The 12829-nt window shown below is 57.8% G+C and carries 9 protein-coding genes; all 9 read left to right on the forward strand.

Annotation, left to right across the window (positions count from 1 at the left end; genetic code table 11):
- Positions 1 to 91 precede the first annotated feature (91 nt).
- Positions 92 to 463, forward strand: a complete 372-nt coding sequence (locus tag GS_RS06430; RefSeq protein ID WP_010941946.1) for a response regulator — start codon at positions 92 to 94, stop codon at positions 461 to 463.
- Positions 464 to 468: 5 nt separating this feature from the next.
- Entirely contained in the window at positions 469 to 1641 is a 1173-nt protein-coding gene (locus GS_RS06435) for a PAS domain-containing sensor histidine kinase (RefSeq protein ID WP_235044991.1), read from the forward strand.
- A gap of 255 nt (positions 1642 to 1896) precedes the next feature.
- Positions 1897 to 2547, forward strand: a complete 651-nt coding sequence (locus GS_RS06440) for a response regulator (protein WP_010941948.1) — start codon at positions 1897 to 1899, stop codon at positions 2545 to 2547.
- Between the two features lie 293 nt (positions 2548 to 2840).
- Complete coding sequence (locus GS_RS06445; RefSeq protein WP_010941949.1) at positions 2841 to 5729, forward strand: methyl-accepting chemotaxis protein; 2889 nt, start codon at positions 2841 to 2843, stop codon at positions 5727 to 5729.
- 202 nt (positions 5730 to 5931) lie between these two features.
- Positions 5932 to 6651 carry a substrate-binding periplasmic protein gene (locus GS_RS06450; RefSeq protein WP_010941950.1) on the forward strand — a complete coding sequence of 240 codons (720 nt, stop codon included), beginning with the start codon at positions 5932 to 5934 and terminating at the stop codon, positions 6649 to 6651.
- Between the two features lie 4 nt (positions 6652 to 6655).
- Entirely contained in the window at positions 6656 to 8836 is a 2181-nt protein-coding gene (locus GS_RS06455; RefSeq protein ID WP_010941951.1) for an ATP-binding protein, read from the forward strand.
- Between the two features lie 62 nt (positions 8837 to 8898).
- A complete protein-coding gene (locus GS_RS06460; RefSeq protein ID WP_010941225.1) occupies positions 8899 to 9984 on the forward strand; it encodes an IS5-like element ISGsu2 family transposase in 1086 nt (361 codons plus the stop codon).
- A gap of 473 nt (positions 9985 to 10457) precedes the next feature.
- Entirely contained in the window at positions 10458 to 12164 is a 1707-nt protein-coding gene (locus tag GS_RS06465) for a methyl-accepting chemotaxis protein (RefSeq protein WP_010941952.1), read from the forward strand.
- A gap of 9 nt (positions 12165 to 12173) precedes the next feature.
- Positions 12174 to 12668: a chemotaxis protein CheW gene (locus GS_RS06470; RefSeq protein ID WP_010941953.1), complete on the forward strand. Its 495-nt coding sequence runs from the start codon at positions 12174 to 12176 to the stop codon at positions 12666 to 12668.
- Positions 12669 to 12829 lie beyond the last annotated feature (161 nt).

Here is a 12829-nt window from a genome sequence, read left to right on the forward strand (position 1 = left end):
CCAAGGGAATGGGTTGTGAAACGGACAATATTAGGGTTTAATTGGCAGTGACAGGTATATCCATTCCTTCCACCGGAGTCCGCGCCATTCCATGAAACATATTCTGGTCATTGATGACGACGAACAAGTTCGAACCCTCGTGGGCAGATTTATTTCCGGAGCAGGTTTCGCCGTGGAAATGGCCGACAACGGCGTAACCGGGCTTGCTGCCATGAGACGGGCACCGGCAGCCGTGGTGATTACCGACATTATCATGCCCGAAAAAGAAGGCGTGGAAACCATCATGGAGTTGCGTCGCGATTTTCCGGACGCGAAAATCATCGCCATGTCGGGCGGTTCTCCCCAGATGCAACCTGATCTACCCCTTAGGCTTGCCAGAACACTCGGCGCCGACCGGATTCTTCACAAGCCCTTCACCCGTGATGCGCTGCTCAATCTGGTGAACGAGCTCATTTCTTCCTGAGTCACATGATCAAGGACGTTTCAGTGTTCGGCACAACTATCCTTGCCCTGGCCTTTGCTCTTCTCTACCTGCGCCGCTGGCAACAGCTCAAGCGTGAGGTTGCCCGGCGCATCGAGGCGGAGCGACTGTTCCGGGAAACGTTCGAACATATCAAACTCCTGGCAATTCAGTTGGATACGCACGGTAACCTGGTCTTCTGCAACGACTATTTTCTCCAGCTTGTGGGGTGGGAGCGCCGGGAAGTGATCGGGGTCAACTGGTTCGAGCGCTTCGTTCCTCCCGACCAGAAGACAGTCAAGCGGATATTCTACTCGTCTCTCGATACGGGAAACATCCCGGTCCACGTCCAGAATGACATCGTCACCTGCGGCGGCAGGCGGCTATTCATCTCATGGACCAATACGGTAATCCGCGACAGCTCGGGGGGCATCATCGGCACCATGAGCATCGGCGACGATATCACCGAGCGCACCAAGGCTGAAAATGCACTGCTCAGCTACCAGGAAGAATTCAGAAACTTGGCCGCGGAGCTGTCGTTGGCCGAGGAGCGCGAGCGTCGCCGGCTTTCCACCGACCTGCACGATCTCATCGGCCAGACCCTGGCCTTTGCCAAGATTCGAGCCCATTCGCTCAGGGAGCATGTGGCGGAGGATGGTCTGACCCAATGGGGAGAACTCACCGGGCTCCTGGACCAGTCGATCCAGGAGGTCCGCTCCCTCATATTTCAGATCAGCCCGCCGATTCTCTATGAGGTGGGGCTTGAAGCCGCCCTTGAATGGCTGGGGGAAAATTTTCAGGATAACCACCGGTTTCGCGTCAATTTCAGTGACGATGGCACACTCAAACCCCTGAGGGAGGAGATCAAGGTTACTCTCTTCCAGGTGGTGCGTGAGGTGCTCATTAATGCGGCGAAGCATGCATCCCCCGACACGGTGCAGATAGACATCCGCGGCCTGGGGGAGTCCGTCCGCATAACGGTCAGGGATGACGGCCGTGGATTCGACGTGGCAAAGGCAGCCCACAAGTCCAGGGATAAGGCGGGCGGAGGGTTCGGTCTTTTCAATATCCGCCAACGGATCGAACGCCTGGGCGGCTCACTGGCGATAGAGTCGTCCCCCGGGGCCGGGACTATGGTCACCGTCGTCGCACCTCTTGACCTTGCACGTGACACCCATTGATAATTACACCCAAAAACGTTATTGTAACAAACCGATACATTGCAGTATACATACGTTGGGGAAGGGAATCGGTCCACAGCCGATGGTTCTGCAGATTGTGGCCGGATTCACGTGCATGTGGCCTGATCGGTTACCGCCGAAGGCGTTGCAGTCCGCGTCGAATGGCACTGTTTGTCGGCCGGGAACGGCTTTGAGTCGGGGTATGGGACGAAAACCGTTGGTTGTGGACAGGTTCTGAGGGAGCGAGGTTGCCGAGTGGGGATACGGGTTGTAATTGTTGACGACCATAAGATCATGCGCGAGGGGCTCAAGTCGCTTCTTTCGATGGAAAAGGATATCCAGGTGGTCGGTGAGGCCGATAACGGCCGGGCCGCCACCCAGTGCGTGAAGGATCTCGACCCGGACATAGTCCTCATGGATCTCACCATGCCGGAGATGAACGGCATTGATGCGACAAGGCGCATAGCCGCAGATTATCCCTCGGTCAGGGTTCTCGCCCTTTCCATGCATTCGGATCGTCGCTTCATCGAAGAGGCGCTTTCTGCGGGCGCCCAAGGGTTTCTCCTCAAAGACTGCGCTTTTGACGAACTGGTCAATGCCATCCACGAAGTGGTTGCCGACCGGTTTTACCTCAGTCCCCGCATTACCGGCGTCGTGATCAAGGACTATCTCGGTCGACGGGGCCGGCCCGAGTCCGCTTCCTCGATTCGCCTCACCCCCCGCGAACGGGAAGTGCTTCAGCTCATTGCCGAGGGCAAGAATACCAAGGAAGTGGCCTTTGCCCTCGATGTCAGCGTCAAGACCGTGGAGTCCCAGCGTATGCAGATCATGCGCAAGCTCAAGACCAACAGTATCGCCGACCTGACCAAGTTCGCCATCCGCGAGGGACTCACCACCCTCGACTGAACGCTGGTCTTCCTGTCCCGTCAACGACGCTCCGAGCCGGTCAGCTGCAGGCTACGCCATTGCCGCGCCGGCGACAATTCCTCCGTTCCTTTCTATTTCACCTCATCTGCAGTTCTCCCGCCAAATACGCGTTTCAGGTAATTCGCCGGTTGTTGTCAGGATAATCCTGATAGTGCACCAGGCTGTGTATACCGATTCGTAATCCATGCGGTGTAAAGATCCGGCTGCAGCCGACGGGATTGTGCCGACACGGCTCCCGCTCATCAGCTACGGCGACTTGCGGAGGAACTGGTATGCTACAGAACATGCGGATCGGTTTGCGGTTGGGGCTCGGGTTCGGATTAGTGGTTGTGTTGATGGTGATCCTCGGCGGCATCTCCATCAATAGAATGGCTACCCTGAACACAGACCTTGACATGGTTGTCAAGGATCGCTGGCCCAAAGCGGAGACAACCTTCGGAATCAGTAGCCAGATCAACGTGGTGGCGCGGGCATTGCGCAACGCAATCCTTCTGGATGATCCAGCAGAGGTTCAGAAGGAGATTGCGCGAATCAACGAAGCTTCGGTGAGCGTCAGCAAGTCGATGGATGAACTGTCCAAGAGCATCACCAGCGAGGAGGGGAAGGCCAAACTGAAGGCGGTGGAGGCCTCCCGCGCCGCATACCGGGAGGATCTGCTGAAGCTGGTTGAGTATATCAGGGCCGGCAACAAGTCTGCTGCCCAGAAGATGCTCTTCGGCAGCTACCGCGAAAGGCAGCGAAGCTACTTCGATGCCGTTGACGGGTTGACACAGTATCAGGCCAAGCTCCTGGCGGTATCCGGCAAGGAGGCTGAGCAGACCTTCGTTTCCTCCAGAAACATCATCGTAGCGCTTCTCGTGCTGTCGGCCCTTCTCGCATGTGCCTGCGCCTGGCTCGTGACCCGCTCCATCACCAGACCCATCGGCGCCTGCATGGCCGCTGCGGGCAGGATCGCCTCCGGCGACACCGACGTGACCCTGGACGTGACGGCGCGTGACGAAACCGGCCTGCTGCAGGTTGAGATGCAGAAGATGGTGGAAGCAATCAGGGCGCTGATTGCGGACGCCGACATGCTCTCGCGGGCCGCGGTCGAGGGGCGTCTCGCGACCCGGGCCGATGCGGCTAAGCACCAGGGCGATTTCCGCAAGATCGTCTCCGGCGTCAACGATACCCTTGATGCGGTCATCACCCCACTCAATGTGGCCGCCGACTACGTGGATCGCATCTCCAGGGGCGACATTCCGCCCCGGATTACCGATACCTACAACGGAGATTTCAATGAGGTGAAAAACAACCTCAACCGGTGTATCGACGCGCTCAACGGCCTGCTGAGCGACATGAACGAGATGTCGAAAATGCACGATCTGGGCGACATCGACGTGGTTATGCCCGCTGACAATTACCAGGGCGCTTACCGGATCATGGCCAAGGGCGTGAACGACATGGTGAACGGTCACATCAGCGTCAAGAAAAAAGCGATGGCCTGCGTGGCCGAGTTCGGCAAAGGGAATTTCGACGCCGAACTGGAAAAGTTTCCCGGCAAAAAGGCTTTTATCAACGACACGATCGAGGCAGTACGGAGCAATATCAAGAACTTCATCGCCGACATGGGACACATGTCCCAACAGCACGACCTGGGTGACATCGACGTTAAAATGCCGGAAGACCAGTACCAGGGGGCCTTCCAGGTCATGGCCAAGGGTGTGAACAACATGGTGGGCGGTCACATCAGCGTCAAGAAGAAGGCGATGGCCTGCGTGGCCGAGTTCGGCAAAGGGAACTTCAATGCCGACCTCGAAAAGTTCCCCGGCAAAAAGGCATTTATCAACGAGACGATCGAGGGCGTACGGACCAATCTCAAGTCCTTCGAAGAGCAACTGGGAATCCTGATCACGGCCGCTGCCGACGGCCAACTGGACAAGCGAGCCAACGCGGACCTCTTCGTGGGAGGCTGGAACCAGCTTGCCCGGGGTGTCAACGATACCATCACCAATATCGTCGAACCGCTGATGGTTACCGCCGATTACGTGGACCGGATCAGCAAGGGCGATATGCCGCCCCTTATCACCAAGGAATACCGGGGCCAGTACAACATCATCAAACAGAACCTGAATACGCTCATCGATGCCACCAACGGCATCGTTGCGGCCGCGAAAGAGGTTGCCGGCGGCAACCTGATGGTGGAGCTCAGGGAGCGCTCGGCCAAGGATGAGTTGATGCAGGCCCTTTCCGCAATGGTAAAGAAGCTCTCCGAGGTCGTGGCCGAGGTGAAGAGCGCCGCCAACAACGTGGCCGCGGGAAGTCGCGAAATGAGTTCCGGCTCCGAGCAGATGAGCCAGGGGGCCACCGAGCAGGCGGCTGCCGCGGAAGAGGCGTCGTCAAGCATGGAGGAAATGTCTTCCAATATCAGGCAGAATGCCGATAACGCCTCCCAGACGGAGCGGATCGCCATCAAGAGCGCCCAGGACGCCCGCGACGGCGGCAAGGCGGTGGCCGAAACCGTCACCGCCATGAAGGATATCGCCTCGAAGATATCGATCATCGAGGAGATTGCTCGCCAGACGAATCTCCTGGCACTGAACGCGGCCATCGAGGCGGCCCGCGCCGGCGAGCACGGCAAGGGATTCGCGGTGGTGGCGGCCGAGGTCAGAAAGCTTGCCGAGCGGAGCCAGAAGGCTGCCGGCGAGATCAGTGACCTGTCGGCCTCCAGCGTGGAGGTGGCGGAGAAGGCCGGCGAGATGCTGGGTCGAATCGTGCCCGACATTCAGAAAACCGCGGAACTGGTCCAGGAGATCAGTGCAGCCAGCAAGGAACAGGACACAGGCGCCGAGCAGATCAACCGGGCCATCCAGCAACTGGACCAGGTGATCCAGCAGAATGCCAGCGCAGCCGAAGAAATGGCATCCACGGCAGAAGAACTGTCTGCCCAATCGGAACAGCTCCAGTCGATCATTTCCTTCTTCCGGGTCGATAGCTCGGCGCAGTCCTCCAGTGCGATTGCGGCTGCAAAGCCTGCGGCGAAAAAGCCGGCCCTTGCCCACGCGCCGGCCAACGGGTACCACAAGGCAAATCAGGCTCCGGCCAAGAAGGTGGCACATGCAGGACTCAACCTCAATCTTGAAGGGGGAGATCACCTGGATTCCGAGTTCGAAACGTTCTAGACCCTCTGCAATCGGAACGTTCCCTGCCGGTGGGTCCGGCTTCGAACAGGGAAGGGGACGTTCATATGTCATGACTCCATCCGCCGGTTTAAGCTGTTCGGCGGATGGAGTCTTTTGCCATTGATGTTGCAGGTCGGGTTTCTGGGGTTCGGCATTACCCTCTGCTTTGCAGAGGCATTCCCACTGTCAGGAGTAGTTTTTGATGTATCGTCGTATCCTTGCCTTGCTGATGGTCCTGGCGGCATTCATCGGGAACGTCCACGGCGCAACGCTTGAACTGAGCACGTCCGATGCTCCCCCCTACTCGACCCCGGACGGCAGCGGGCTCGCCGACCGGATTGTCCTGGAGGCATTCCGGCGGACCGGGGTGACGGTTAAAATTGTGGCAGCTCCCTCGGAGCGCTCACTGGTCAATGCGAATCTGGGGATCGTGGACGGCGAATATCTCCGCATTTCCGGGATCGAGAAAATGTATCCCAATCTGGTTATGGTTCCGGAATCCATCTGTGAGAATGAGTTCACAGCCTTTGCCAGAGACCCGGCTATCAAGCTCAAGGGGTGGGAGAGCCTTGGCCCCTATTCGGTGGGTTTCATTACCGGTTGGAAGCTTCTTGAGGAAAACGTCGCAAAGGTCAAGTCTCTGACCAAGGTGAAGGATGACGAGGCGTTGTTCGACCTGCTCGCCAATGGCAGGATTGACATCGCCATCTTCGACCGGCGCAGGGGAGAGGCGTACCTCAAACATAGCCGGGAACGGGGAGTGCGTCCGCTTACTCCACCCCTTGCCCGGCGCACCATGTATCTCTATCTCAACAGAAAGCACGCGGCACTCGTCCCGATCCTGGCCGGCGCTCTCAGCCAGATGAAGCGGGACGGGTCGATCAGGCGGATCATGATTTCGGCCCTCGGAACCGCAGACTGACTCGATGTCGACAGCAACTCTTCCACATACTGTCGGTAAACGATTGTTCCGCCAGACCCTTCTGCTGGCCCTGGCCCTCAGTGTCGTGTTTTCGGCTGTTTTCACGGTCGTCGAATACTACCGCAGTAAGGTTTCCCTTAACGAGTCCGTTGAGCTTCTGAAAAAGACCCACCTGGATGCCATAACCGCCGCTCTCTGGAGCCTCGACCGCCAACAGATCGCGGCCCAGATCGACGGAATACACCACTATCCTTTCATCAGCTACGTGGCCGTGGTCGATCAGGGCGGGGTCGTCGTAGAATCCGGCACCAGAAGCGAACTGTTCGGCGATGTCCGCAGAATAGATCTCACTGCGACCTACAACGGACGTCAGGTGTCCCTGGGGTCCCTCTACCTGGAGATCGACCGCCAGGCCATCATGCGCGATGCCCTGTCCACCGCGGCCGTAACCCTGCTGTTCCAGACCCTGACCATTACCATCGTGATGCTGTTCACCTTCATGCTTTTCGAGCGCCAGGTAACCCGCCATCTGGCTGCTGCTGCGGACTACTTCACCTCCTTCGGTTTCGCCCGGGTGCAGCAGCCGCTCCAGTTGGACAAGCACCGGTACGGGGACGAGATCGACGCGCTGGTGGAGGCGTTCAACAGGATGCGGGAATCCCTGGCCGTTGCCTATCAGCAGCAGCAGGGGATGCTCCAGGCGGTGCGCGAGAGCGAGGCGTTGCTGCGGGCAATTGCCCGCAGGATACCGAACGGCGGAGTGTGGGTGGTGGACACTGATGGTCGCTATATTATGTTCGAGGGGAGCCTCGTTGAGTCCCTCGGCCTGAGCGGTCAGGAGGCGTTGGGGCGCATGCCGGGCGACCTGTTCGGAGAGCCGCTTGCCGACCGGCTGGTGGGCTGTTATCGCCTGGCGCTTGCCGGGGGAACCCTGAGCGAGGAAATCGAGTACCGGGAACGGGTGCTGTGGATCCAGTTCGCCCCTCTTGAGGACGAACACGGCGCAGTGATGGCCGCCGTGGCCCTCGGTATTGATGTGACCGAACGGCGCCAAGCCGAGGCGGAGCGGCGGGAGATGCTGCAGCGGCTGGGCCAGGCCCACAAGATGGAGGCAGTTGGCCGGCTTGCCGGGGGTATCGCCCACGACTACAACAACAAGCTCACGGTGATTCTCGGCTACGCCCACGTGCTCAAGCTCACCGGCTTCCAGAGCAAGGAGGCCCCCGAACAGCTCGATCAGATCATCAGGGCGGCTGAGCATTCCCGCGACATCACCCGCCAACTGCTGGCGTTTACCCGTAGTGAGCGGGTTAATCCCGTCAGGGTCGATCTGAACCGGCTCATCTCCCAGAGCAGCAAATCCCTGACCCGTCTGATCGGAGAGGACATAACCCTCAGCCATGTGGCCGGCGCAGATCTGTGGCCGGTGCGGATCGATCCGACCCAGGCCGATCAACTCCTCATGAACCTGGTGATGAACGCCCGCGACGCCATAGCGGGCACCGGCAGTGTCACCATCGCGACCTCGAATGTCGTGCTTGACAGGGCAACGGTCAGGCATCTGCAAGGCGCGTCGCCTGGAGAATACGTTCTGATGACGGTAAGTGATACGGGTTGCGGCATGGACCCCGAGGTGATGGAACATATCTTCGAGCCATTTTACACGACTAAGGAAATGGGAAAAGGAACCGGCCTCGGACTCGCCACGGTTTACGGGATTGTGCGTCAGAACGGCGGTGCCATCAGCGTTGAGAGCGAGCCCGGCGGGGGATCGGTCTTTTCCATCTATTTGCCGCGCTTTGTGGGTGAGTCGCACGATGTTCGCCGGCTCGGCGAGGTCGACGAAACTCTCCCCGCCAGGACCACGCTTCTGGTGGATGACGACGACGCCGTGCGGGATATCACCGCACTGATGTTGCGGCGGCTCGGTCATACCGTCATAACCGCATCCGATCCCGACGAGGCAATCCACCTCTGTCAGCAGCCCGGCATAGTCGTCGATTTGATCCTCACCGATGTCATCATGCCGTCCATGAACGGCCGGGAGATGGTCCGGTCTATCCTGTCCCACCAGAAAGCGGCCAAAGTTCTCTATATGTCCGGCTACCCGGCGGACGTCGTAGAAGGGCGAGGCGCGGTCGACGCCGATGCGCGTCTCCTTAGCAGGCTGTTGAAATTGAAATAGAGAAAACAGCCTATTTGTGGTACATTGTCGCGCATAACGCTCTACAATTATTGAGGAAAGTTATGCGCGGCTTTGACAGCAACACAGAAGCTCTCTTTACCTATGTGACACCTGAATCCTTTGTCCCGAAGGACCACCCCTTGCGGGCCATCCGTAAAATGGCCGACGAAGCCCTGGCAGGGATGGACAAGCTCTTTGACAGCATGTACGCCACAACCGGCCGCTCCTCAATCCCACCGGAGAAGCTCTTGAAAGCCCAACTGCTGATGATCCTCTACTCCATCCGCAGCAACCGGCAGTTGGTAGAGCAGATCCATTACAACTTCCTGTTCCGCTGGTTCCTCGGCATGGGCTTGGACGAGAAAGTCTGGGATCATTCCAGCTTTACCAAGAACAGTGACCGATTGATTGGCTCCGAAGTTGCCGCCGAGTTTCTTTCCCGGGTTCTGGCCCAGGCAGAGCGTAAGCGACTGTTGTCCCGCGAACACTTCACCGTTGACGGAACTCTCATCGAAGCCTGGGCTTCCATCAAGAGCTTCAAGCCCAAGGATGGACCTCCTTCAGCCGGTGGTGGCGGCAGAAACGATACCGTGGATTTCAAGGGACAGAAACTTACCAACGAAACCCATGGTTCCACCACTGACCCTGATGCCCGGCTCTACCGCAAGGGGAAGAACAAGGAAGCCAAGCTCTGCTACCAGGGACATACCCTGATGGAGAATCGTAGTGGCCTCATCATCAGGACCAAGGTGACAACGGCAACCGGTTGCGGTGAGCGCGACGCAGCAAAGGCCATGGTGCAGCAATTGCCAAGGACGACCCGACGGATCACTCTTGGCTGCGACAAAGGCTACGACACAGAATCATTCGTCAAAGAGCTGCGTAGGCTAAAGATAACGCCACACGTGGCCCAGAACACCTCCAACAGGAAATCGGCCATCGACGGCAGAACCACCAAGCATCCGAACTACACCATCAGCCAGAAGATCAGGAAACGAATCGAAGAAGGCTTTGGCTGGATGAAGACCGTGGGCAGCTTACGCAAGACGATGTACCGGGGAATCGAGAAGATCGCCATGCAACTTGATCTGCACGCTGCGGCCTACAACCTGGTTCGGATGAAAAACCTGGGTCTCGGTGTCACCTGAGAGGGGAAAACCAGGCTACATCAGCAGTATATGAGGTTGATAAAGAGCAAAAAGAACGAGAAACAAAGGTTCTGAGCAACAAAACTGATTCAAAAAAAAACGAACTGCAAAGTTCAGCAAGTCAAATGGGGCCGATTTTCAACAGCCTGTTAGGAAGCCCTTTGCCCTGGACGCCCTGAGAGAGCACATAGGCAAGGCCATGCTCGCCGGCACCTGACAGCCTTTCCTCTCACATAATCCCCCATTCATATCTGCGGTCCTCATTACTGAGCCTCTTCATCTTCCGCGCCCCTCTCGTCATGCTTACCATTTATCTGGTGTAGATAAAAAGACCGTAATGAACCGATGTAGGGAATTGGGAGGCAGGTTGTCAGGGATTTCCCTATATTCCTGTAAACGGTTTTCCCGATAGGTATACACAGAGCAGGCAAAGTTCATGTGCTGATAAGTTACGCCAAGCAAAGGAGGATAATATGACGTGGTTCCACAATTTAAAAATTGCATCTAAGCTGATAGTTGGTTTTGCTCTTGTTACCCTGATAGCTTGTGTTATAGGAGCTATTGGGATAACAAAAATAATGCAGATAGAAAAAGCCGATACAGAGATGTATGAGCTAAATGCAAAGCCAATGGGACCTATCCTGACTACAGCTGTGGCTTTTCAGAGGATCAGGGTCAACTATCGTGAGATAGCACTGGAACAGACTAATGAAGGCAAGGTAAAGTTTTCCAACAGAATTAAAGAGTTGCAAAAGACAATAGATGACAATTTGCCCGAAATAGAAAAGTCTCTGAAGTCGGAAGAGACTAAGAAAGCCTACGCAGATATAAAGGCAGAGTTGGCTAAGTTTGCCCCTCATCTTGACAAGATTGTGGCCCTGGCCATGGATGGGAAGAATGACCAGGCAGTGGCCTATATGAGGAGTGACTCCGTGGCCGGGATCGCCCGGTCCGTGGACGACTCGATTCAGAAACTCGCTGACCTGAAAATTGATCTGGCCAAGAAGAAATCCGACGCCAATACCGCCGCCGCCAAGGCTGCGGTGGCGATGACGGGCATCATCCTCGTGCTCGGTGTTGCCCTGGCGGTCGGACTCGGCATATTCCTTTCCCGCATCATCAGCCGCCCGCTCAGATCGGCCGTGGACGTTTCGAACCGCCTGTCGGAAGGAGACCTGACCGTAACGATCGAAGCGACGAGCAAGGACGAGACGGGTCAGCTGCTTGCGGCGATGCACAACATGGTAGAGAAGCTGAAGGGCGTGGTAGCTGACGTGAAGAGCGCGGCAGACAACGTTGCCGCTGGCAGCCAGGAGCTCTCCTCCAGCTCCGAGGAGATGAGCCAGGGAGCCACCGAGCAGGCGGCCGCGGCCGAAGAGGCCTCCAGCTCCATGGAGCAGATGAGCTCCAACATCCGGCAGAACGCTGACAACGCCACCCAGACCGAGAAGATCGCCCTGAAGAGCGCCGCCGATGCCAAGCAGGGCGGCACGGCCGTGGCAGAAACCGTCGTGGCCATGAAGGAAATCGCCTCCAAGATCTCGATCATCGAAGAGATAGCCCGCCAGACGAACCTGCTGGCGTTGAACGCAGCCATCGAAGCGGCGCGTGCCGGTGAGCACGGCAAAGGGTTCGCGGTGGTAGCGGCCGAGGTCAGAAAGCTTGCCGAGCGGAGCCAGAAGGCGGCGGGCGAGATCAGCGAGCTGTCTGCCTCCAGCGTTCAGGTAGCGGAAGAAGCCGGCGAGATGCTGACGCGGATCGTGCCGGACATCCAGCGTACCGCGGAATTGGTGCAGGAGATCAGCGCCGCGTGCAAGGAGCAGGACACGGGAGCGGAGCAGATCAACAAAGCTATCCAGCAGCTTGACCAGGTGATCCAGCAGAACGCCAGCGCCAGCGAAGAGATGGCGTCCACCAGCGAAGAGCTGGCCAGCCAGGCCGAACAGCTGCAGGAAACAATCGCCTTCTTCAAAACCGGCGAACAGGTGGGTTTGGTGCGCAAAGCGGCAGCAGTGCGCCAGTTCGCGGCCAAGAAAAAGGCAGCGATCCCTCATCTGGGTCACGGCACGTCCAACGGCTACCACGCCGAACCCGCGACGTCGCGGAAAGTGGCGGTGGGCGGCGGGGTAGACCTGAACCTGGACAGCGATCACCTTGACGACCAGTTCGAGAAATTCTAGGAGGGAGCGATGGCACACGCAGACACAACGGAAACGCGGCAGTACCTGACCTTCACTCTTGCCGGGGAAGTCTTTGGGGTGGACGTGGCCAAGGTCCGTGAGATATTGGAATGGAGCAGCATCACCAAGGTCCCGCAGACTCCCGAATTCATGCGCGGTGTGATCAACCTGCGGGGGAGCGTGGTTCCGGTGATCGACTTGCGGCAGAAATTCGGGATGCCTGAAACGGAGCGCAGCATCAACACGTGCATCATCGTGGTTGAGGTAGAGACGGGAGCTGAGACACTGGTGCTGGGGATGCTTGCGGACTCAGTGCAGGAGGTGTTCGAGCTGGAGGGAGTGAACATCGAGCCTGCGCCCCGGATCGGGACGAAGTTGGACACCTCGTTCCTGAAGGGAATGGGGAAGCGCGGCGATGCCTTTCTGATGATCCTGGACATCGACCGGGTATTCGGCGGCGATGATCTGGCCGGGCTGGCCGCGGCAGGGGAGCGGGCAGCGTAGAAACAGAGAAAGACAAGGGCACTGCCCAACGGCGCTCCGAACGAACGGGGCGCCGTTTTTTTTAAATAGCTGTCTGAGCGTTGTTCAGTCGGTTGATGGCTGATGGCCTTACAAGCTGCTTGTTAAACTATATCGTCAGTGGGTGAGGGGGTAATAATTAA

Origin of the sequence: Geobacter sulfurreducens PCA (assembly GCF_000007985.2) — a bacterium.
Lineage (GTDB): Bacteria > Desulfobacterota > Desulfuromonadia > Geobacterales > Geobacteraceae > Geobacter > Geobacter sulfurreducens.